Annotated in this window: 20 protein-coding genes; 8 read left to right on the plus strand and 12 right to left on the minus strand. The window is 63.8% G+C overall.

Going from position 1 to position 22,672, the window contains the following annotated elements; all coding sequences use genetic code 11:
* Window positions 1–33: 33 nt before the first annotated feature.
* Window positions 34–2,205: a TonB-dependent siderophore receptor gene (locus ACEOAC_RS20830; RefSeq protein ID WP_413628564.1), complete on the plus strand. Its 2,172-nt coding sequence runs from the start codon at window positions 34–36 to the stop codon at window positions 2,203–2,205.
* A gap of 15 nt (window positions 2,206–2,220) precedes the next feature.
* Window positions 2,221–3,432, plus strand: coding sequence for a phosphotransferase enzyme family protein (locus ACEOAC_RS20835; RefSeq protein WP_413445147.1), 1,212 nt, complete (start codon window positions 2,221–2,223; stop codon window positions 3,430–3,432).
* A gap of 36 nt (window positions 3,433–3,468) precedes the next feature.
* Here the strand turns inward: ACEOAC_RS20835 and ACEOAC_RS20840 are convergent, their stop codons facing one another.
* Entirely contained in the window at window positions 3,469–4,011 is a 543-nt protein-coding gene (locus ACEOAC_RS20840; RefSeq protein ID WP_006713141.1) for a YaeQ family protein, read from the minus strand.
* Between the two features lie 164 nt (window positions 4,012–4,175).
* On the opposite strand from ACEOAC_RS20840, the gene ACEOAC_RS20845 reads away from it, so the two are divergent.
* Both ACEOAC_RS20845 and ACEOAC_RS20850 read left to right on the plus strand, forming a co-directional pair.
* Window positions 4,176–4,772, plus strand: a complete 597-nt coding sequence (locus ACEOAC_RS20845) for a DUF1415 domain-containing protein (protein ID WP_413445146.1) — start codon at window positions 4,176–4,178, stop codon at window positions 4,770–4,772.
* 339 nt (window positions 4,773–5,111) lie between these two features.
* Window positions 5,112–5,459: a hypothetical protein gene (locus tag ACEOAC_RS20850; protein WP_006713143.1), complete on the plus strand. Its 348-nt coding sequence runs from the start codon at window positions 5,112–5,114 to the stop codon at window positions 5,457–5,459.
* A 92-nt stretch (window positions 5,460–5,551) separates the two neighbouring features.
* Here the strand turns inward: ACEOAC_RS20850 and cysM are convergent, their stop codons facing one another.
* On the minus strand, window positions 5,552–6,454 hold the full coding sequence (gene cysM, locus ACEOAC_RS20855; RefSeq protein ID WP_077236689.1) for a cysteine synthase CysM: 903 nt from the start codon (window positions 6,452–6,454) through the stop codon (window positions 5,552–5,554).
* Between the two features lie 312 nt (window positions 6,455–6,766).
* On the opposite strand from cysM, the gene ACEOAC_RS20860 reads away from it, so the two are divergent.
* Window positions 6,767–8,416, plus strand: a complete 1,650-nt coding sequence (locus tag ACEOAC_RS20860) for an isovaleryl-CoA dehydrogenase (protein ID WP_413628565.1) — start codon at window positions 6,767–6,769, stop codon at window positions 8,414–8,416.
* Between the two features lie 28 nt (window positions 8,417–8,444).
* On the opposite strand, the gene ACEOAC_RS20865 is transcribed toward ACEOAC_RS20860, so the two are convergent.
* The gene (locus ACEOAC_RS20865; protein WP_413628566.1) at window positions 8,445–10,286 is read right to left on the minus strand and encodes a hypothetical protein; all 1,842 of its coding nucleotides are present in this window, start codon (window positions 10,284–10,286) and stop codon (window positions 8,445–8,447) included.
* 197 nt (window positions 10,287–10,483) lie between these two features.
* Between ACEOAC_RS20865 and ACEOAC_RS20870 the strand changes: the two genes are divergently transcribed.
* Window positions 10,484–10,861 carry a hypothetical protein gene (locus ACEOAC_RS20870; protein ID WP_413628567.1) on the plus strand — a complete coding sequence of 126 codons (378 nt, stop codon included), beginning with the start codon at window positions 10,484–10,486 and terminating at the stop codon, window positions 10,859–10,861.
* Here ACEOAC_RS20870 and ACEOAC_RS20875 read toward each other — a convergent pair.
* Complete coding sequence (locus ACEOAC_RS20875) at window positions 10,855–11,697, minus strand: AraC family transcriptional regulator (RefSeq protein WP_241811396.1); 843 nt, start codon at window positions 11,695–11,697, stop codon at window positions 10,855–10,857. The genes ACEOAC_RS20870 and ACEOAC_RS20875 overlap by 7 nt on opposite strands.
* Window positions 11,698–11,789: 92 nt before the next feature.
* On the opposite strand from ACEOAC_RS20875, the gene ACEOAC_RS20880 reads away from it, so the two are divergent.
* A complete protein-coding gene (locus tag ACEOAC_RS20880) occupies window positions 11,790–13,022 on the plus strand; it encodes an MFS transporter (RefSeq protein WP_413445739.1) in 1,233 nt (410 codons plus the stop codon).
* Between the two features lie 112 nt (window positions 13,023–13,134).
* Here the strand turns inward: ACEOAC_RS20880 and ACEOAC_RS20885 are convergent, their stop codons facing one another.
* Window positions 13,135–13,818, minus strand: coding sequence for a PEP-CTERM sorting domain-containing protein (locus ACEOAC_RS20885; protein WP_077236695.1), 684 nt, complete (start codon window positions 13,816–13,818; stop codon window positions 13,135–13,137).
* 577 nt (window positions 13,819–14,395) lie between these two features.
* Between ACEOAC_RS20885 and ACEOAC_RS20890 the strand changes: the two genes are divergently transcribed.
* Window positions 14,396–15,619, plus strand: a complete 1,224-nt coding sequence (locus ACEOAC_RS20890) for an HD-GYP domain-containing protein (protein WP_006464941.1) — start codon at window positions 14,396–14,398, stop codon at window positions 15,617–15,619.
* Between the two features lie 16 nt (window positions 15,620–15,635).
* Here ACEOAC_RS20890 and ACEOAC_RS20895 read toward each other — a convergent pair whose 3' ends face one another.
* From ACEOAC_RS20895 to ACEOAC_RS20925, 7 genes are all read right to left on the minus strand, one after another.
* Complete coding sequence (locus ACEOAC_RS20895) at window positions 15,636–15,785, minus strand: hypothetical protein (protein ID WP_158243320.1); 150 nt, start codon at window positions 15,783–15,785, stop codon at window positions 15,636–15,638.
* 140 nt (window positions 15,786–15,925) lie between these two features.
* Window positions 15,926–17,407 (minus strand): glycerol kinase GlpK, encoded by a 1,482-nt coding sequence (gene glpK, locus ACEOAC_RS20900; protein WP_006464942.1) that lies wholly within the window; start codon window positions 17,405–17,407, stop codon window positions 15,926–15,928.
* Between the two features lie 180 nt (window positions 17,408–17,587).
* A complete protein-coding gene (locus ACEOAC_RS20905; RefSeq protein WP_077236698.1) occupies window positions 17,588–19,336 on the minus strand; it encodes an ABC transporter substrate-binding protein in 1,749 nt (582 codons plus the stop codon).
* Between the two features lie 242 nt (window positions 19,337–19,578).
* Complete coding sequence (locus tag ACEOAC_RS20910; protein WP_039876711.1) at window positions 19,579–19,863, minus strand: DUF2160 domain-containing protein; 285 nt, start codon at window positions 19,861–19,863, stop codon at window positions 19,579–19,581.
* A gap of 2 nt (window positions 19,864–19,865) precedes the next feature.
* Complete coding sequence (locus tag ACEOAC_RS20915) at window positions 19,866–20,696, minus strand: carbohydrate ABC transporter permease (RefSeq protein WP_006464945.1); 831 nt, start codon at window positions 20,694–20,696, stop codon at window positions 19,866–19,868.
* Window positions 20,689–21,579 (minus strand): carbohydrate ABC transporter permease, encoded by an 891-nt coding sequence (locus ACEOAC_RS20920; protein WP_006464946.1) that lies wholly within the window; start codon window positions 21,577–21,579, stop codon window positions 20,689–20,691. Before ACEOAC_RS20920 ends, ACEOAC_RS20915 begins: the two co-directional genes overlap by 8 nt.
* A 4-nt stretch (window positions 21,580–21,583) precedes the next feature.
* Window positions 21,584–22,672, minus strand: a complete 1,089-nt coding sequence (locus ACEOAC_RS20925; RefSeq protein WP_324874751.1) for an ABC transporter ATP-binding protein — start codon at window positions 22,670–22,672, stop codon at window positions 21,584–21,586.

The following is a 22,672-nucleotide window of genomic DNA, read 5'->3' on the forward strand; positions in this document are numbered from 1 at the left end:
CCGGCTCTCCTACCCTCCACGATCAGAACCACCATGAAACGCATTGCACCCCTGGCCTCCACGCTGATGCTGACGCTGGCCGGCACCTCGCTCGGCCTGTCGGCCACTGCCCGCGCCGCCGATGGCGGCGACGACAAGGGCGAAGCGCTGCCCACGGTCAACGTCACCGCCAGCGGGACGACCAGGGATGGCGCGCGCCCTCGATCAGCCGCCGTGGCCGGTTTCGACGATGCGCCGCTGCTGGACACCCCGGCCTCGGTGGCTGTGGTCACGGCCGCGCAGATGCGCGACCAGCAATCGCGCCTGCTCTCGGACGTGGTCAAGAACGATGCCGCCATCAACGAGAATTACGCTCCGGTGGGCTATTACGAGAACTTCAGCATCCGTGGCGTGACGCTCGACCCGGCCAGCGCCTATCGCATCGATGGCCTGACGGTGACCGGCGAACAGAACATCGCGCTGGAAAACAAGGAACGCGTCGAATTCCTCAAGGGCGTGGCCGGCCTGCAGGCCGGTGTCAGCAGCGCCGGCGGCATCGTCAATTACGTGACCAAGCGCCCGGCCGATGTACGCTCGATCACCCTGGGTACCGATTCCTACGGCTCGCGCTACCTAGCCACCGACCTGGGCGTACTCTTCGGCGAACAGAAACAGTTCGGCCTGCGCATCAACGCCGCGCATGAAGACATCCACTCCTACGTCGACCATGGCGATGGCTGGCGCGACTTTGCCTCGCTGTCGGCGACCTGGGCGCTGTCCTCCAAGACGCTGGTGCAGTTCGATGCCGAATACCAGCAGAAGGCGCAGCACTCGGTAGCCGGCTACCAGCTGCTGGGCGGCACCACCCTGCCCTCGGGCGTCTCGCCCAAGACCATGCTGACGCCACAATCGTGGGCGCAACCGGTGCGCGACAGTGCGCTGAACTACCGCCTGCGCGTGGATACCGAATTCAATGCCGACTGGCGCGGCTACGTGCAGGCCGGTCGCAGCCGGGCGGTGATCGATGATTACCTGGCTTTCCCGTATGGCAGCGGCAGCTTCGCTTCCACCACCTTCGGTGCCAATGGCGACTTCGATGTCTATGACTATCGCGTCCCCAATGACGAACGTCGCAATGACGAAGCGCAGGCGGTCATGATCGGCAAGTTCGCCACCGGCTGGCTGCAGCACGAGTTGACGCTGGGCCTGGCGATGTCGCGCCGGACCGTGGACAAGCCCGATGGCATCAGCGTGTTGGTGGGCGAGGGCAATATCTATACTGGCACACCGGAACTGGCACCGGCCACCGATGTTCCCGGCCCGGCCTATCGCAACCTGGACAGCCGCCAGAAGGCGCTCTTCTTCAGCGACCGCCTGCAATTCTCCGAGCGCTGGCAAGCCATCGCCGGCGGCCGTCAGGTGTGGTTGAACGAGCAGGCCTTCGGTGCCGATGGCAGCGCCACGCGCACCACCTCGCGCAACCTGTTCCTGCCGCAACTGGCGCTGATCTTCAAGCCGCTGCAGAACCTCTCGGTCTATGGCAGCTACGCAGAGACACTGACCCTCGGGACCTCCGCGCCGTTCTGGGTCAGCAACTTCCCGACCACCTTGCCGCCCTCGGTGGCACGCCAGCTGGAAACCGGCGTGAAATGGGATGTCTCGCCTGACCTGGCACTGACGGCCGCCCTGTTCCGCATCCGCAAGGCCTACGAATACCAGCAGCCGGACTCCAGCGCCAGCGGCTTTACCTACGTCCAGCAAGGCCGCCAGACCAACACCGGCATCGAGCTGGGCGCCAGCGGCAAGCTCAGCCCGCGCCTGGCCGTTGGTGCCAGCGTGGCCGCCACCCGCGCACGCGCCAGCGATACCGGCACCGCCGCCTACGATGGCCAGCAGGTGGTCAACGTGCCGCGCCTGCGCAGCAGCGTCTATGCCGATTACGCGCTGCCCGGCGTGGAAGGCCTGAACCTGATGGGCAACTGGCTCTACAGCAGCAGCAAGCCGGCCACCCGCGATGGCAGCGTCAACCTGCCGGCGGTACATGTCTTCAATGCCGGCCTGCGCTACCGCATGCGCATGGGCGGCCATACCGCCACCCTGCGCGCCAACATCGACAACCTCTTCGACAAGCGCTACTGGAAGGATGCCGGCCAGTACCTGGGCGACGGCTATGTGCACCTGGGTGCGCCGCGCACGGCGCGCCTGTCGCTGCAATACGATTTCTGACCGGTTGCCGCGATCATGCAAGCCGCCTCGCACCATCTCACCCGCGTCATCAGCCATGGCATGGGCGCCGAGCCGGTCATCTCCGACTGGCCGGCGCTGACCTCCGCCGAGGTGGCCCGGGTGCTGCATCACTATCCCGAGGTCGGCCAGCCGCTGCGGCTGGAGTGGCATAGCCCACGCCCGTTCTCGGCGGCCTGCGTGATGCAGACCGCCAGCGGGCCCGTCATCGTCAAGCGCCATCATGCCCGGGTACGCGATGTCGTCGCACTGGCCGAGGAACATCGCTTCGTGGCGCACCTGCAGGCGAACGGATTGCCGGTCAGCCCGGCGCTGGCCACCGCCGAGGGCGCCACCGCGCTGGCCGACGAATACTGGACCTATGAAGTATTTCCGCTGGCGCCGGGGGTCGACCTGTACCGTGAGGCGATGTCGTGGACGCCCTTCAGCAGCGGCCAGCATGCGCATTCCGCAGGCCACATGCTGGCACGACTGCACCAGGCATCGGCCGGCTACGACGCGCCGGCGCGGCCGGCGCGGCCGCTGGTGTCGAGCTTCACCATCTTCTCGCAGGAAGACCCGGTGCGGCCCCTGCAGGCTTACATCGAACAGCGTCCGGCCATCGCCGATTACCTGGAAAACCGCCCCTGGCGGGGCGAGGTGGCACAGCACCTGCTGCCCTGGCACGCCGGATTGAAACCCTATCTGGATGAATTTTCGCCGCTGTGGACCCACAACGACTGGCATGCCTCCAACCTGCTGTGGAGCGATGCCACCGAACAGGCGCAGGTGCAGACGGTACTGGACTTCGGCCTGTGCGACCGCACCTGCGCGCTGCACGACCTGGCGACCGCCATCGAGCGCAACATCGTCGAATGGCTGGCCATCCCGCAACGCCAGGTGCAGCTGGTGCACCTGGATCTGCTGGATGCGATGCTGGACGGATATGCCTCGGTGCTACCACTGAACGCGCGCCAGACACGCGCATTGGCGGCGCTGCTGCCGCTGGTGCATGCCGAGTTCGCGTTGGCCGAGCTGGATTACTTCCACGGCGTGACGCAGTCACCGCAGAATGCCTCGCTGGCCTATGACACCTATTTCCTGGGCCACGCTGCGTGGTTCCACACCAGCGAAGGACAGCGCCTGCTGACGCATCTGCAGGATCGCGCCGATGCGCTGGAGCACAAGCCGGATAGCGCTTCTGCAGCGGTCAATCAGGCCGCCCGCTGAGGCACAGGCGCCACGTGGCGCAAACCTGGTGGAGAATCAGGCAAAATCCTTGATCGTTTCCGGTTCGATCAACACCATCTCTTCATTGGCGCCGAGCCAGACCTGACCATCCTGGATCGTGCATTGCAATTGCATGGTGCGCTGCGCCAGGGCCGCCAGTGCCTGGCTGGCCTCGGCCGGGATATTGACCACCTTCAGATTCTTGGCGCGCTCCACGCGGCTGCCGGTCTGGTTCCACCAGATATTGGAGACGCTGCTGTAGCTATACACCAGCACCCGGTCGGCGCGGCCACAGGCCTTGAGGATGGCGCGGTCATCGGGCTGGCCGACTTCGACCCAGAGTTCGATGGCGCCGGTCAGGTCCTTCTGCCACAGGTCTGGCTCGTCGGTATCGGAGAGTCCCTTGCCGAAGGCCAGTGACTCGCTGGCGTTGAGGGCGAAGGCCAGCACCCGGATCATCATGCGCTCGTCGGTCTCGGACGGATGGCGGGCAATGGTCAGTGCGTGTTGCTGGTAGTAATGCCGATCCATGTCGGAGATCTGCAGGTCAGCCTTGAAGATGGTGGATTTGAGCGCCATGGAATGTGTACTTGTACTTGCTAAGGAAATGCGGGGCCGCCGGTACGGGGCCGCCGCCAAAGGTTGGCAAGCATAGCCGATCTGGCCGGTGCGTGGGCATTTGTGGCGGCTTGGGCTGGCCGGCGGCTGCCCGTGTCCGCCTGCCCATGCGACAATGCCGCCCCATGAACGCCACCTCCGCCTCCCCTGCCGCCGAGCCCCCCTTCAGCGACGACGACGTCATCGCCCTCACCCGCGCCTGGCTGGAACAGGCCGTCATCGGTCTGAATCTTTGTCCCTTTGCCAAGTCGGTCCATGTGAAGGACCAGGTCCGCTACCACGTCAGCCACGGCCAAGACTGGGACAGCCTGGCGGCCGATCTGGAACAGCAATTGGCCTTTCTGGCAAAGACCGACCCGGAACAGGTGGACACCACCCTCTTCATCATTCCGCTCGCATTAGCCGACTTCCACGAATACAACGACTTCCTGGATTGGGCCGATCGCATCCTAGAACGACTCGAGCTCGACGGCGTGCTGCAGATCGCCAGCTTCCACCCGGACTACCAGTTTGCCGACACGCAACCCGACGATATCGAGAACTACAGCAATCGCTCGCCTTTTCCCATCCTCCATCTGTTGCGAGAAAACAGCATCGACAGGGCCGTGGAAGCCTACCCCGATGCCTCCGCCATCTTCGATAAAAACATGGTTACCTTGAGGAAATTGGGGCTAACTGGCTGGAACATGCTGCCATTTGTCGTATCAAAACGGCAACGCTAGCAATTTTTCGAGGAATGCTGTTAATATCTGTTACAAATTCGGGCATGAGTTTCTGCAACTATTGTGGAATAGAATTTTCTGACTGCATGAAAAATGTGCAATTATTTCTATATAGACATAGAATTATTGTTGTGCTGCCTCAAGCGCACTTGGTCAGAGAACAGAGAACTTGATAAGCGTTGTTTTGAAGTCGTTCTTTGATAGGGCTTTCGTTATCCTGCAGAAAAAGGCATCGCCTTGGCTCTCAGATACCGTCAGTCGCGTTTTGCAGTTTTACAAACAATTAATGCATAGGCGCAAAGCCTTCCACAAACATCTGCATAATGGAACGTCCCGATCATGACTACCAACGATACTGCTGAAACCAACTCCATTTCCGATCATGTCAACTACGATCCGAACCATCTGCTGGATGCGTTGATCGAGAAGCTGCACCTGAAGAATGACGCAGCCCTGTCACGCGCGCTGGAAGTGGCACCGCCGGTGATCAGCAAGATTCGTCACCGCCGTCTGCCGGTGGGTGCATCGCTCTTGATCCGCATGCATGAAGTCAGCGAGCTGTCCATTCGCGAACTGCGCGAACTGATGGGTGATCGCCGCGAGAAGTTCCGTATCAGCGACAAGCAGTTCAAGCCGAAGCCAGGTGCTGCTCCTGGCGCTGCGCCGACCGCCGGTTCGCCGGAGTAGGCAACGGCCCGGGACCTGGTCCCGACTGTGCGACAAAAACAAAACGGAGCCATTGGCTCCGTTTTGCATTGTGCGTCATGCGTCGGCCGGCGTCAGGCCGGGAACACCCCGGTAGAGAGATAGCGGTCGCCGCGATCGCAGACGATGAAGACGATGGTCGCGTTCTCCAGCTGGTGCGACAGCCGCACTGCCACCTCACAGGCGCCAGCGGCCGAGATGCCGCAGAACAGCCCCTCGGTCACGGCCAGCTTGCGGGCCATGTTCTCGGCATCGGCCTGGCTGACCGATTCGGTCTGGTCCACGCGGGAACGGTCGAAAATCCTGGGCAGGTAGGCCTCGGGCCACTTGCGGATGCCCGGAATGGACGAGCCCTCTTCCGGCTGGGCACCGACGATCTGCACCTGCGGGTTCTTTTCCTTCAGATATTGCGACACACCCATGATGGTTCCGGTCGTGCCCATGGCACTGACGAAGTGGGTGATGCTGCCCTTGGTATCGCGCCAGATTTCGGGACCGGTGGTCTCGTAGTGGGCCAGCGGATTATCCGGGTTGGCGAACTGGTCCAGGATCAGGCCTTCGCCGTTCTTCTGCATCTGCTCAGCCAGGTCGCGGGCGTATTCCATGCCGCCGCTCTTGGGCGTGAGCACGATACGCGCGCCATAGGCCGCCATGCTCTGGCGGCGCTCCTCGGAGAGGTTCTCCGGCATCAGCAGCACCATCTTGTAGCCACGCATGGCCGCCACCATCGCCAGCGCGATACCGGTATTGCCGCTGGTGGCTTCGATCAGGGTGTCGCCGGGCTTGATCTGGCCACGCGCCTCGGCGCGGGTGATCATGGAATAGGCGGCACGGTCCTTGACCGATCCGGCCGGGTTGTTGCCTTCGAGCTTGCCGAGGATGATGTTGTTGCGGCGCCGGGCTTCATCGCCGCCGATGCGCGGCAACTGGATCAGCGGGGTATTGCCGATGGTGGATTCGATGGTCGGATAAGACATCTGCTGGGCTTCCTTGCGCAGCCGTGCACACGCACGGGGGCGATCTTTGGTCGAAACAAGCATTCTAATATGACTGCAACGCATGTGCCGGCGACGCCACCTAACAAGATGCTTATATGGATATAGCCAAAACATCGTAGGGATGGCCAAGCAGGATCCGGGCGTGGCAGTCGCCGCAAGGAGCAAGGAAGGCAAAAGCCTGCAACGGTTCCCAAGTCCAGCAAATACGCGCACACTGCTACCTATCAAAGTGCACAAAAAAGCGGGCGAAGCGGCCCCATCAAAACAGCTGTGCGCGTTTTCGGAGACGCCATGCACACCCACGAGATCAGCAACCAGGTCCCGGACCTGCACGACTACAACCTCTACCGCAGCGACGCCGCCCTGGTCGAGGCCGTCCGGCGCGAAGGCGCCCACTGGCACGACTGCACCCTGGTCAGCCAGGGCGAAGCGCTCGGCAGCGCCGAGATGATGCAGCTGGCCGAACTGGCCAATCGGCACACCCCCGTACTGCAAACCCACGACCGCACCGGCCATCGCATCGACGTGGTCGAGTTCCACCCGGCCTGGCACACCCTGCTGGAACAGCTGCGCCGCGCGGGCCTGCACGCCCTGCCCTGGATGCAGCCGGGCGATGGCGCCCACGCCGCCCGCGCTGCCGGCTACTTCCTGCATGCGCAGATCGAGGCCGGTTCGCTCTGCCCGACCACCATGACCTTCGCCGCGATCCCGGTGCTGCAGCAGGAACCGGCCCTGTTCGAACAGTTGCGCACGCGCCTGTTCTCGCGCGAGCACGACGCCCGCGACCTGCCGATCACGCACAAGCGCTCCATCCTGATCGGCATGGGCATGACCGAGAAACAGGGCGGCTCCGACGTGCGCAGCAATACCGCCATCGCCATGCCGGCCGATCCGCTCAACGACGGCCGCGGCACGGCCTATCTGCTGTCGGGGCACAAGTGGTTCTTCTCGGCGCCGATGTGCGATGCCCACCTGATGCTGGCGCGCACCGAGAACGGCCTGTCCTGTTTCTTCGTGCCGCGCTGGCTGCCCGATGGCACGCGCAACCCCATCCTCATCCAGCGGCTCAAGGACAAGCTCGGCAATCGCTCCAACAGCAGCAGCGAGGTCGAATTCGAGGAAGCCATGGGCATCATGGTCGGTGCCGACGGGCGCGGCATCACCACCATCATCGAGATGGCCAACCATACCCGCCTGGATTGCGTCATCGGCAGCGCCGCGCTGATGCGCCAGGCCCTGGTGCAGGCAATCCACCACGCCCGCCATCGCAGCGCCTTCGGCCGCCTGCTGGCCGAACAGTCGCTCATGCGCAACGTCCTGTGCGACCTGGCCCTGGAAAGCGAAGCCGCCACCATGCTCATGCTGCGCCTGGCGCATGCCTTCGATGCCCCGGACGACCCGCTGCAGCGGGCCTGGAAACGCATCGTCACGCCCGCCGCCAAGTTCTGGATCTGCAAGCGTGCCCTGGAATTCACCGGCGAATGCATGGAAGTCTGGGGCGGCAACGGCTACGTGGAAACCGGGCCGATGGCGCGCCTGTACCGGGAGGCCCCGGTCAATTCGATCTGGGAGGGTTCGGGCAATGTGATGTGCCTGGACGTGCTGCGCGCCATTGGCCGTGAAACGCAAGGTTTCCAGCTACTACTGCAGGAACTGGAGGACGCGGCCGGCGCGCATGTTTCGCTGGCGCAACGCGTGAGCGCCCTCAAGCAGATGCTGAAGGCACCCGAGGAAGAACGCGAGGCCTGCGCCCGACGGCTGGTACAGCAACTGGTGCTGGCCCTGCAGGGCATGCTGATGCTGCGCCACGCCCCTGCCGGCTCGGCCGAGGCCTTCCTTGCCAGCCGTGGCGAAGGCGATGGCGGCCGGGTCTACGGCACGCTGGCAGGCCACAGTCTGCCGGCCCAGCAAGCCATCCTGCAGCGCGCCTGGCCGGGCTGATCCCGGCCCCCACCCGGTTCAACCTCGTTCAGCCCGGCAGGGATGGCAGCGATGGCATCAGGGGGCTGCGTTCGCCCCAGGCCACGAAGAGCTTGCCACGGCGCGTGCGCAGGCGGCGCTGCTTCATGGCCGAATAGACCAGCTCGGACAGGGTACGCTGCTCGGCCGCACTCATCGTCAGCGACATGCGGTACATGCGCAGCAGCATCAGGGCATTGTTCATGAAGGCGTTGTCGGCCGCGTCACTGCGCGCCAGCGCCGCCATCTGCGCCGCCAGGGTCAGGTTGCGCGCGCCCTCGGCTGCCGCCGCTGGCAGTGGCTGCCTCATGGGGGGCGCGTCCTGCAGCGCGATGCGTTCCAGCACCATCCGATAAGTGGCTTCCAGTTCGCTGCTCTCTCCCGCACTCTCGCCCAACGGTACTCCGGCCAGGCCGGCCAGCAGTTTTTCCAGGGCACTGAAGCTGCTCACATGACCACTCAGGTCGCCGTCACGCCAGCCGCCGCCGGCCGGGTCGAGCAGCCACGCCAGGAAACCATGGTCCAGCCGGGTCATGCTGGCGGCGCGGCTGGTCAGCAGGCGCTGCGCGATGGCGGCCTCTTCAATGCTCATGCGGCCTGCCTGCGCCAGCGATACCGTACCCGCCTGCCCGCTGGAAGCGCCGCCATAGGAAGCCGGGCCGCCGGCGCGTGCCTGCCGATAGGTGGCCAGATCCCGCGCCAATGCATCCACCTCGTCCAGCGCCATCCCGTTGGCCTGGGCGTAGGCATAGGCTTCGGCCAGCAGGCGCCGGTCGCCATAGGCCAGGAAATCGCGGCTGGCCACACCGGCCACGGTACGTCGCACCGGCGTAGGTTCATCCTCGCGCCGCAGCACCCCGAAGACCCGTTGCAGCAGGACCAGATAGGCGCTGTCCTGCACGCTGTGGGCGGCATTGTTGACCTGGATCAGGTCGGCCAGGCGCGGAGCGGCGGCGATCAGTTCGGCCAATGACGGCCCCAGGCGGGGCAGCATCAGACCCCGGATGACACCGCCGGCCAGCGCCAGCGGTCCCATTGGCAGCACCAGCGTTTCCAGCATGCGCGCCAGATCGATCTGCTGTTGCGGCGGCAACGGCGCCTGCGGCTGCAACTGGTAGAGATCCAGATATTGCTGCAGCAACTGGGCGTAGTTGTCGGGATAGGCGGTCTGCTCCAGGGCCGACAGGCTGGCGTAGAACACCAGCGCTGCGGTGATGACCGGCTTCCAGTCGCCGCTGTCGAGGGCGCGCTGGAACACCGGCGCCCAGAATTTCTGGTCCAGCTCGGTACGCTGGTTGGCGGCGGCGTAGCGCTCATTGATGGTGTAGGCGCCGCTCTCGTCATAGACGATGGCCGACAGCTCGGCCCGCGACCAGCCGGCAAACGGATTGGGCGCGCGACCATACAGTGCCTCGGTGGCCTGGCGTGCCTGGCTCAGGCGACGCGGATCGGACGAGGGCGGCACCTCGGCATCGGCCGCCGCAATCGCGTCGGCCCCGCGTCGTGCCGCGACCAGTCTTGCCTCGATGGCGAAGAGCGTATTGCGGGTGATCGGCAGCGTGGCGTCCAGCATCGCCTTCACCGCCGCCGGTGCACTGGCAGTGGCACCCTGCGCCGCTTCGGTGGAATCCACCGCCGCCGTGGTGACATGGTCGACCGCCGTGGCCAGGGCCGCCATGAGCTTGCCCTGCGCCGACAGTGTCAGCGTCACGCCCTCATCGGGCGGCACTGGCAGCGCCGTGGCACTGGCGGCCGTGCTCGCCGGTGGCGTATCGCCCCGGGGGTGTTGCTGCGTGGTCAGTTGCGCGACGGCTTCGCGCGCCATGATGGCCAGATCGGTTTCCATCGCCATGTCCGCTCTCCTGGGTCGGAGTTCTCATGACTTGGTTACGGTAGAAAATCGACAATCTTTACACTTGCAAAGCGGCATCATCCAGGCGGGACGCGGCGTCTCGGGCGATCACGGTCTCTGCAGGACGTGGCAGTTCAGGATTTCTCCGATGCGCGGATGACGGGCCAAGCGCTACAGTGAAGGCACAGGAGAACGCCATGAACAAAGCCTACCCCGTCATCGCCATGATGACGCTCATGCTGGTGCTGCAAGCCCAGCGCAGCGAAACAGCCACAGCGGCCAACCTCGCCTCACTCGATATCTCGGTGGTGGTGGCGGAGAAATGTCGCATCGATTTCTCCGAAGGCAGCGCCGACTTCTTCCAGGTCTGCTCGGTGGGCGGGGATGCCGCCAATGAGCGGGCCCAGCAGGTCACCGGCGCGGTCAGCGCACTGGCACCGCAAGATGATCCTTACTTCCTGGAACGCGACCCCGACCAGCCACAACGGCAAGCCAGCGCATCGGCCGGCCCGCCGGTGGCCAGCACGGCGGCGCCGGGCCGACGCAGCCCGCGGGTGGTGGTCATTCCCTACTGAAGCGCACTGCGATCCTGCTCCGGCAGGGTGATGCGTCGCCTTTCGTGGCGCGGCTGGTAATGATTGGGTGAACTGCGCAGGGCCTTGCGGAACATGTTGGAAAAGGCGCTCTGGCTGCGATACCCGAGGGCCTGCGCTACCACGCCCACCGCATCGCCACGCGCCAGGCGCACCAGCGCTTCGCTCAGATGCACCTGCTGCACCCAGTGCCGGAACTGCAGGCCGGTTTCACGCGGAAACAGGCGAATCACCGTACGCACGCTGGCCCCACCCACCCCGGCCCAGTCGGCCAGCGCAAACTGCCGCCCGGGCTCGGCCAGGATGGCTTCGCAGATGGCCTGCAGGCGGCGGTCCTGCGGCCAGGGGATGGCCACCGGAATGGACGGTGCCCGCGCCAGCTCCGACATGATCAGGGCCGCCACATGACCGGCGCGGCTCTCCGGTTCATATTCCCTGGGCTCGGCCAGCGAGGCCAGAATCAGTTCGCGCAGCAAGACCGAGACTTCCAGCAAGCGGCACTGTTCACCGATCGCGCGCCCCTCGGCCTGAGCGATGTAGAGGGTGCGCATGCTGACCTTGCTCAGCATGCGGATTTCGTGCTCCACCATGGGTGGCACCCACAGGGCGCGTTGCGGCGGCACCAGCCACACCCCTTGCGGCGTGCGCACCTGCATCACGCCTTCCACTGCGTAGAGCAACTGGCCACGCGCATGCGAGTGCGCCGTCAGCAGGTCGCGATAGGCCAGTTCCCGGGCAAAGGCCACCACCACACTGCGTGCCTGCTGGAAGGCATTGACCTCGGCACTGGGACAGACAGGCTTGAGCTGGGCAACCATGGCATTTAATCGCTAACAATTGGCATCATCATCAATAGATGCCAATGATACGCTTCGCTCCTCCCTTTTTGTTCACTCGAACTGCTCATGTCATGACTAGTGCCACCGACCCCAATACATCTGCAGCCTCCGCCGCAGCCACCCAGCCTGCCGTCAGCGTCGCCCCGCCGCTGGTGATGAGCATCATCCTGGCCTGCGGCGGCGCCCACCTGATCAACGACATGATCCAGGCCCTGCTGCCTTCGATCTACCCCATGCTCAAGACGGGCTATGGGCTCAGCTTCACCCAGGTCGGGCTGATCACCCTGACCTTCCAGGTCACCGCTTCGCTGCTGCAGCCCTGGATCGGCATGTACACCGACCGCCACCCGCAGCCCTGGCTGCTGCCCACCGGTGCCGTCGCCACCCTGGTCGGCATCGTGCTGCTGGCGCTGGCCGGCAGCTTCAGCGCCTTCCTGGTAGCGGCAGCGCTGATCGGCATCGGTTCCTCCACCTTCCACCCGGAAGCCTCACGCATCGCCCGCATGGCCTCGGGTGGCCGCTTCGGCCTCGCGCAATCGACCTTCCAGGTCGGCGGCAATGCCGGCTCGGCCTTCGGCCCCCTGCTGGCCGCCGCCATCGTGGTGCCTTACGGGCAAACCCATGTGGCCTGGTTCCTGGTGCTCTCGGCGCTGGCCATCCTGGTGCTGTCGCGGGTGTCGTCCTGGTACCGCAGCCACCTGGCCGCCGGCAAGGGCAAGGGCAAGGTGCTGGCCCGTCATCAGCTGCCGGCCTCGACCGTGCGCCGCGCTCTGGTAGTCCTGGCCCTGCTGGTGTTCTCCAAGTATTTCTACATGGCCAGCTTCACCAGCTATTTCACGTTCTACCTGATCGACCGCTTCCAGATGTCGGTGGCGTCCTCGCAGCTCTACCTGTTCCTGTTCCTGGGTGCGGTGGCCGTGGGCACCTTCGTGGGCGGCCCCATCGGCGACCGCATCGGACGCAAGCTGGTGATCTGGATCTCCATCCTTGGCGCGGCGCCGTTCGCCCTGATGCTGCCGCATGCCAACCTCTTCTGGACGGCAGTGCTGTCGGTGGTGATCGGCCTGATCATTTCCTCGGCCTTCTCGGCCATCGTGGTGTACGCCCAGGAGCTGGTGCCGGGCAAGGTGGGCATGATCGCCGGGGTGTTCTTCGGCCTCATGTTCGGCTTCGGTGGCATCGGTGCGGCGCTGCTGGGCCACCTGGCCGATCTCTACGGCATCGCCTGGGTCTACGGTCTGTGCGCCTTCCTGCCGCTGGCCGGGCTGCTGACGGTGTTGCTGCCGGACGTGCGGGAGCACTGACGGCGGTGAAAAACCCTGACCCAAAACAAAAGCGCGCTGGCTTTCCGGCCCGCCCGCTTTTTTTGGACCGCTGCGGTCGGACGGTCGTGACGCTTCAGTCAGTGCCGCCAGATCAAGCCGCGCTCAGGGAAGCGGCGGAGACAGCACGTGCATCGCCCCGGCGACGACGGCGCCAGGCCATTCCACCTACCAACGCCAAGCCTACCAGCAGCATGGCGTAGGTCGACGGTTCCGGTACCGGGGCCACAGTGCGCAGGGCAGCGTTGGAATAGAACATGGTCAGGTTGGAGTATCCCGGCACCTTGCCGCCATTGTTGGTCCAGTTGATGGCGAAGCTGCCACTCTGGGTCTGGCCAGCGGTCAGCACCAGGTTGTCGAACAGGAAGGAACCGGTGGCATTGCCCGCGTGGATACCCAGTACCAGGTCCATCTGCAGGCTCTTGCTGGAGGTGATGGTCCAGGTCCCGCTCTTGCTGTCGCTGCCCAGGGTGAAGCTGACGCTGATGTTGGAACCCAGCACCGAGCCCGGGCTGCCGACGAGCGCGCCGGTCGAGTCGATCTTGTTGAGCAGGTTCCAGGTCCCGCCGCCGAAGGCGCTGCTGAAGAGCGAGCTCGTTCCGGAGGGGCCTGCCTGCGCATTGCCTACGGCAAAGGTAAAGTTGTCGGCCTTGTGAGCACTCAGGGTCACATCGTCGCGGCTGGCATTGGCCACGCTGGGGGCGCTCGGGGCGGCGCTGGCGCCCGAGCTGGCGATTGAACTGGCTACCATAAGGATGGCTGCAATCAGGGTTTTCATGGGCTTCTCTTTGTTGTCAATTCGACATTAATCCGGAAAGGATTTTAATCAAAAGACAACAAAAAGTTTAGCTAAATTTACAATCTTGTTTGCTACTTGCCACAAATGATTGCCTCGCTGCAGCTTTTTGCCTGCAGCCACTCACAGGCCGGGAATGTCGGCATCATCGGCACCGGTGGAGCCACTCACCGACCTGCGCGGCGATGGCATTTCTTCCTGCTCTCAATTTTTCGGCGATTTAAGTCTCGCTTAATTTTCAACGCCTACAGTGGGCACATCGGGATCTCCTCTTTCCCCTTGTCCGCTGCGACGACATCCAGCGGATCTTTCAGGCCCGTCCATCCCCCGGACGGGCCTTTTTTTCGCCCGTTACCCGTGCTTCAGGGTGTGGCGTCTTTGTCGGATTGCCGGCTGCAAGGGATTTGCAGGCAGCTCAACCGTTCACTTATGGTCTTTCGTATGAGATCATTAACGACTGGCAATCCTGACCAGGACTCAATGGCAACCTGCCGCCAGCCCGGGTCAGGGCGGGCCAAGCTAACCTGTTCCCCCGGCGCGCCGGAGAGAAGTACGAGAAATGTTAAAGAAAATCAAAACGGAGGATCTGGTCCTCGGCATGTACTTCTGCGGCTTCGAGGCCGCATGGCTGGACCATCCGTTCTGGAAGAACAAGTTCCTGCTCAAGAACGAGAACGAGCTCAAGCAGGCCCATGCCAGTGGCATCGCCTATTGCTGGATCGATATTTCACGCGGCCTGGACGTGGCCGAACAGGCGCCCACGGACGCCCCCGAGGTGGACGCAGAACAAGCCGAACCCGCCCCGCTGCCCCCCGAACCAGCCCCGGTCCCGGCCATCGACACCACGCTGATGGATGCCATGGCCCTGCGCGAGACGGCCAAGAAAGCCACCAAGGCCATGTTCAGCGAAGCCCGCATGGGCAAGGTGCTGGACATGGAGCGTTGCGTCTCGGTGGTGGAAGAAATCGCCAGTTCGGTCGTCAAGAGCCCCAGCGGCATGCTCAGCGTCTTGCGCCTGAAGCTGGCCGATGAATATACCTATCTGCACTCGGTGGCGGTGTGCGCCCTGATGGTGGCGCTGGGTCGCACCCTGGGCCTGGACGAGGCAGCCTGTCGCGAAGCGGGCCTGGGTGGCTTCCTGCACGACGTGGGCAAGGCCTTCATCCCGCATGAACTGCTCAACAAGCCCGGCAAGCTCACCGACGAAGAATTCACCCAGATCAAGAAGCATCCCGAACTGGGCTACAAATACCTGAGCCAGGACCCCAACGTTCCCGACTACGCGCGTGACGTCTGCCTGCACCACCACGAAAAGATGGACGGCAACGGTTACCCGGAAGCCCTGCGCAGCGGTTCCATCAGCCTGTATTCGCGTATGGCGGCGATCTGCGACGTCTACGACGCCCTCACCTCGGACCGCCCCTACAAGCGCGCCTGGGACCCGGCCGAAGCGATCTCCACCATGGCCACCTGGACCGGCCACTTCGACCGCGCCATGTTCCTGGCCTTCGTCAAGACCCTGGGCATCTACCCGGTGGGTTCCATCGTCAAGCTGGAATCGGGCCGTTCCGGCTTCGTGATCCGGCAGAACGCCCAGGACCTGACCCGTCCGGTCTTGAAGGTGTTCCGCTACAACGACAGCATGGAAATGAGCGATACCGAAATCCTCGACCTGATGGCCACGCCCGAAGCCGATACCATCGTCGCCCGCGGCGGCGAGGAATGGGCGCGCCTGAGCCATCTGGATTCCATGCAATTGCTCAGCACCGGCACACCGGGCTAAGCCTGTCCCGATCCGCTCAGGCCATGCCCAGTGCCGTCATGAAGTGGCGGCCATGGGCCTCGTGGGAGGCATCGGGTACACCGATGTCGCAGGCCATCACGAAGGTGGAAGCGGCGTCGAAGAAACCCGTGGCGAGTTGCATGCAATCCAGCAGGAAGCTTTCCATGATCGTTCTCCTTGAAAGGCCCGCCGCCTGATTGCTGCGGGCTTGAGAACATCATGCGGTCGTGCCGTGTCAATCCGATGTCAGGCGGTGCGGGCTGGATGTCAGTTGAAACATTGCACCACCCACCGCCTGACCACCAGTCAGGCCGCGCTGACCTGGCGGATCGCCGCTTCCCAGGCGTGGATTCTTTCCTGTGCCTGTTCCCGCGTGAAGCGTGGTTCGAAGGTGCGTTCCATGCGCCACTGCGCGGACAATTCCGACAGATCCCGATAGACCCCCGTGGCCACGCCGGCCAGGTAGGCCGCGCCCAGTGCGGTAGTCTCGGTGACCTGCGGGCGGATCACGGGAATGCCCAGCAGGTCGGCCTGGAACTGCAGCAGCAGGTTGTTGGCGGCCGCTCCGCCATCGACCCGCAATTCGGTGATGGGCGAGACCGCGTCCCGCACCATGGCATTGAGCAGGGCCGTGCTCTGGAAGGCGATCGATTCCAGCGCCGCGCGGGCGATGTGCGCCACCGTACTGCCCCGGCTCAGGCCCACGATGGCGCCCTTGGCCGACGGGTTCCAGTAGGGCGCACCCAGGCCGGTGAAGGACGGCACGAACACCACCCCGCCCGAATCCTCCACCGTGCAGGCCAGACCTTCGACGTCAGTAGAGGTCTTGATGGCTTTCAAGCCATCACGCAACCATTGCACCACTGCGCCTCCGATGAAGACGCTGCCTTCCAGCGCATATTGCTTGCGTTCGTCGACCTGGCAGGCGGCGGTGCTGATCAGGCCGTTGTGCGAGGTGGCGCACTGGTCGCCGGTATGCAGCAGCATGAAACAACCGGTGCCATAGGTATTCTTAGCCATGCCGGGGCGCACACAGGCCTGGCCGAACAGCGCCGACTGCTGGTCGCCGGCGATACCGCCGATCTTGACCGCTGCGCCCAGGTGCTGCGCATCGATCTCGCCATAGAGATGGGCCGAGGCATGCACCTGCGGCAGCATCGATGCCGGAATGCCCAGCCACTGCAGCAGTTCCTCGTCCCAGGCACCGGTGTGGATATTCCACAGCATGGTGCGCGAGGCGTTGGAAACATCGCTCACATGCAGACGGCCGCCAGTGAGCTTCCACACCAGCCAGGAGTCGACCGTGCCGAACAGCAGTTCGCCGCGCTCGGCACGCTCGCGCAGGCCGGCCACGTTATCGAGAATCCAGCGCAACTTGGTGCCGGAGAAATAGGGGTCGAGCACCAGCCCGGTCTTCTTCTGGATGGCCTCGCCCAGGCCGCGTTCGCGCAGCGCCGCGCACACCACCTCGGCGCGTCGGTCCTGCCACACCACGGCGTTGTAGACCGGCTTGCCGGTGGCGCGCTCCCAGACCACGGTGGTCTCGCGCTGGTTGGTGATGCCCAGCGCGGTCAGCTCACTGGCCTGGATGCCACTTTGCGCCAACACCTTCTGCGCGGTCTGCAACTGGCTTTGCCACAGGTCCATGGGGTCGTGTTCGACCCAGCCCGGCTGGGGGAAGATCTGCGGGAACTCCTGCTGGGCGGTGGCCACGATGGCCCCGCTCTGGTCGAAGATGATGCTGCGCGAGCTGGAGGTTCCCTGGTCGAGGGCGAGCAGATAGGCCATGCTGGTTCCTTGCTGACGTACTGAAAACGGCGGGTTGAAAATGAAGCCTTGAAAACGGAAAAACTGAATCAGACCGGCTACAAGACCGGTACACCAGAAACACGAAGACGCCATCCCGACACAAGCCGGGATGGCGTCATCCTACGCGTGATGCGGATCAGATTGCACGATCAGACTGCATCAGCGTACGCGGCCATCCTTCCAGGCCTGCAGCAGCTTGTCGTAGGGGATGGTCTCGCCCTTGGGCTTTTCGTTGGCCAGCTTGGCCCACGGCGCACCCTTGTCGGACAGCCAGGAGGCCGGGTCCTTCTTCGGGTTCAGCTTGGGCGCGCACTGCTTCATGCCGGCGCGCTGCAGGCGGGCCATGATACCGTCCATCTCGTCGGCCAGGTTGTCCATCGCACCTTGCGGGGTCTTCTCGCCGGAGATGGCCGAGGAGATGTTCTTCCACCAGATCTGCGCCATCTTCGGATAGTCGGGCACGTTGGTACCGGTCGGGGTCCACGCCACCCGTGCCGGGCTACGATAGAACTCGATCAGGCCGCCGTACTTGGCCGCATTCTTGGTGAAGTAGTCGGAGCGGATGTCGGAGTCACGGATGAAGGTCACGCCGACGATGGACTTCTTCAGCGAGACGGTCTTGGCCGTGGTGAACTGCGCATACAGCCAGGCCGCAGCCATCTGGTCCGGCGGGGTGCTCTTGAGGAAGGTCCACGAGCCTACGTCCTGGTAACCGTTCTGCATGCCATCCTTCCAGTACGGGCCGTGCGGGCCGGGAGCCATGCGCCACTTGGGCGAGCCATCGGTGTTGACCACCGGCAGGCCCTGCTTGGTCATGCTGGCGGTGAAGGCGCTGTACCAGAAGATCTGCTGCGCGATGTGACCTTGCGCCGGCACCGGACCGGCTTCGGAGAAGGTCATGCCCAGCGCCTCGGGCGGAGCATACTTCTTCATCCAGTCCAGGTACTTGGTCAGGGCATAGACCGCTGCCGGCGAGTTGGTCGCACCGCCGCGTGCCACCGATGCGCCCACTGGGGTGCACTTGTCGTCGGCTACGCGGATGCCCCACTCATCCACCGGCAAGCCGTTGGGCAAACCCTTGTCGGCGGCGCCAGCCATCGACAGCCAGGCATCGGTGAAGCGCCAGCCCAGCGAGGGGTCCTTCTTGCCGTAGTCCATGTGACCGTAGATCTTCTTGCCGTCGAGTTCCTTCACGTCGTTGGTGAAGAAGGCCGCGATGTCTTCATAGGCCGACCAGTTCTGCGGCACGCCCAGTTCATAGCCGTACTTGGCCTTGAACTTGTCCTGCAGGTCCTTGCGTGCGAACCAGTCGGCACGGAACCAGTACAGGTTGGCGAACTGCTGGTCGGGCAGCTGGTAGAGCTTGCCGTCGGGTGCGGTGGTGAAGCTGGTGCCGATGAAATCCTTCAGGTCCAGGCCGGGGTTGGTGTATTCCTTGCCGGGGCCGGCCATGTAGTCGGTCAGCACCACGGTCTGGCCGTTGCGGTAGTGGGTACCGATCAGGTCCGAGTCATTGACCCAGCCGTCGTAGATGGACTTGCCGGATTGCAGCGAGGTCTGCATCTTCTCGACCACGTCGCCTTCCTGGATCACGTCGTGGATGACCTTGATGCCGGTGATTTCCTCGAAGGCCTTGGCCAGGGTCTTGGATTCATAGGCGTGGGTATCCAGGGTCTCGGAGACCACGTGGATTTCCTTGACGCCCTTGGCCTTGAGCTTGGCGGCAGCGTCGATGAACCATTGCATCTCGCTGACCTGCTGCTGGCGCGACAGCGTGCTGGGCTGGAATTCCGAATCCACCCACTTCTCGGCCGCCTTGATGTCGGCCCAGGCATTGCCGGCGACACCGGCCATCGCCATGGCAGCCACCAGCACGGTTAATTTGATTTTCCGCATGTTCTGCATCATGTCTCCTCGTCACCTTCCCCTGAATTGGCGTGCCGGGTAGGGAAGGAGTATCCCCGGACGTCCGTTCTGATTGGCACTACAGATCTATTGCCTGCTGCTATAAAAAATCGTTGTCCAGCTCACCACGAACCGTTCGGACCGAGCAGGCCCGCCAGGGCCGTATCGAAGACGCTCAGCCTCATGCGAACCTTCGATACGCGGCTGCGCCGCTACTCAGGACGAACGGGAGTCATCAGCTCCGATCAGCCCTTGCGCATGATCAGCACCAGGGCGAGCAAACCCAACACCGCTGCGTACCACTGGTCCAGGTCGGTCAGGCCGACCCAGGCCAGGTTGATATAGGCCGCTGCCAGCAGTCCGATGAAGAGGCGATCGCCGCGGGTGGTGCGCATGGGCAGGAAGCCCTTGCGCTCGATCGTGGGAGAACGCACCTCCCACACCGTCATGCCCACCAGCATCAGTGCCACACAGGCGAAGAAGATCGCCACCGGTGGCGTCCACGACATCCACGAAAATGCATTTGCCATGATCACACTCTCCCCATTGCGAAGCCCTTGGCGATATGGTTGCGCACGAACCAGATCACCAGGGCACCAGGAACAATCGTCAACACGCCGGCCGCGGCCAGGATGCCCCAGTCCATGCCCGCCGCCGAGGCGGTGCGAGTCATGATGGCGCTGATCGGCTTGGCGTTGACCGAGGTCAGGGTCCGCGCCAGCAGCAGCTCCACCCAGCTGAACATGAAGCAGAAGAAGGCCGTCACGCCCACGCCGGACTTGATCAGCGGCAGGAAGATACGCAGGAAGAAGCGCGGGAAGGAGAAGCCGTCGATATAGGCGGTCTCGTCGATCTCACGCGGCACGCCGGACATGAAGCCCTCCAGGATCCACACCGCCAGCGGCACGTTGAAGAGCATGTGCGCCAGCGCCACCGCGATGTGGGTGTCGGACAGGCCGATGGTGGAATACAGCTGGAAGAACGGCAGCAGGAACACCGCCGGCGGCGTCATGCGGTTGGTCAGCAGCCAGAAGAACATGTGCTTGTCGCCCAGGAAGCGATAGCGCGAGAAGGCATAGGCTGCCGGCAAGGCCACCAGCAGCGACATGACCGTGTTCATGGCCACGTAGATGATGGAGTTGATGTAACCCGAATACCACGAAGGATCGGTGAAGATCACCTTGTAGTTGTCCAGCGTGGGCGCATTGGGCCAGAGGGTGAACACCGACAGGGTTTCCTCGTTGGTCTTCAACGACGTGTTCAGCAGCCAGTACAGCGGGACCAGCGTGAAGGCGATGTAGACCAGCATCACCAGCACGCGGGTGAGGGTCTTGTCCTGGTTTTTTCCCTGGATTTTATTCATGTTGGCCACCCGAAGCATTGGCGTTGTTGCCGGCGCTCTGCATCCAGTTGTAGAGCACGAAGGACAACAGCAGGATGATGAGGAAGTAGATCAGCGAGAAGGCGGCGGCCGGACCGAGGTCGAACTGGCCCACGGCTTTCTGCGTGAGGTACTGGCTCAGGAACGTGGTGGAATTGCCGGGGCCACCACCGGTGAGCACGAAGGGCTCGGTATAGATCATGAAACTGTCCATGAAGCGCAGCAGCACCGCGATCACCAGCACGCCGCGCATCTTGGGCAGCTGGATGAAACGGAACACTGCCCAGCGGCTGGCGCCATCGATCTGCGCGGCCTGGTAGTAGGCATCCGGGATCGAGCGCAGACCGGCGAAGGCCAGCAGCGCCACCAGCGGTGTCCAGTGCCACACGTCCATCACCAGCACGGTCAGCCAGGCATCCAGCGGATTGGAGGCGTAGTTGTAGCCGATGCCCAGCAGGTTGAGCACGTAGCCACCCAGGCCGATGTCGGCGCGGCCGAAGATCTGCCAGATGGTACCGACCACGTTCCATGGGATGAGCAGCGGCATGGCCAGGATCACCAGCGTGGCCGAGGATTTCCAGCCCTTGTGCGGCATCGCCAGCGCCAGGCCGATGCCCAGCGGAATCTGCACCAGCAGCACGCAGAAGGAAAAGATCAGCTGGCGCAGCAGGGCCGCATGCAGCTCGCTGTCGCGCATGACGTCCTTGAACCATTCCAGGCCGACGAAGACCTTCTGCTCGGGGCTGATGATGTCCTGCACCGAGTAGTTGACCACCGTCATCAGCGGAATGATGGCCGAGAAGGCCACCGTCAGGAAGACCGGGAGGATGAAGAACCAGGCCTTGTTGTTGTAGGGCTTGTTCATGAGCTTAGCGTCCTATTCTCTGGTCGTTGCTGAAGTAGATCGTCTCGGGCTTGGCCAGTCGCAGCCATTGCGGCCCGGTAGCGATCTTCATCTCCGGCGCCACGCGCGCCTTCACGCTCATGCCCTCGAACTGCGCCGTCACCAGCTGGCTGGTCCCCAGATGCTGGACCTGCGTGACCTCGGCGCTGATGGCACCGGCCGTGCCGGGCGCGGCCAATTCGACGAATTCGGGGCGGATGCCCAGCTTCAGTTCGCCACTGCTGTTCTTCAACGCCTGCAACTGCGCCGCGTCCACCTGAACTTGCTGCCGGCCCAGCAGCACGGCATCGCCTTCGATGCTGAGCGGGCAGAAGTTCATGCCGGGGCTGCCGATGAAGTAGCCCACGAAGGTGTGGTCCGGCCGCAGGAACAGTGCCTCTGGCTTGCCCTGCTGCACCACCTTGCCTTCAGTCATGACCACCACTTCGTCGGCGAAGGTCAATGCCTCGACCTGATCGTGCGTAACGTAGATGAGGGTCAGCTTCAGCTGGTGGTGGATTTCCTTCAGTTTCTGGCGCAGTTCCCACTTCATGTGGGGGTCGATCACCGTCAGCGGTTCGTCGAACAGGATGGCGGCCACGTCCTTGCGCACCAGGCCGCGCCCCAGCGAAATCTTTTGCTTGGCATCGGCCGACAGGCCGGCGGCGCGCTGCTTGAGGTCGCGGGTGAGATCGAGCATCTCGGCGATCTCGCGCACACGCGCCTGCACTTCGCGCTCGGGCATCTTGCGGTTGCGCAGCGGGAAGGCCAGGTTGTCGAACACGCTCATGGTGTCGTACAGCACCGGGAACTGGAACACCTGGGCGATGTTGCGATCGCGGGTTGCCATGCGGGTCATGTCGACACCGTCGAACAGCACCTGCCCCTCGGAAGGCTGCAACAGCCCCGAGATGATGTTCAACAGCGTGGACTTGCCGCAGCCGGAGGGGCCCAGCAAGGCATAGGCGCCGCCGTCTTCCCACACCATGTTCATGGGTTGCAGGGCGTAGTCCTTGAGGCTGGCCGGATTGCCGCTGTAGGCATGGCCCAGGTTCTTGAATTCGATGCGGGCCAT

The organism is Herbaspirillum frisingense (assembly GCF_047325095.1).
In the GTDB taxonomy this organism is placed as follows: domain Bacteria; phylum Pseudomonadota; class Gammaproteobacteria; order Burkholderiales; family Burkholderiaceae_D; genus Herbaspirillum; species Herbaspirillum frisingense.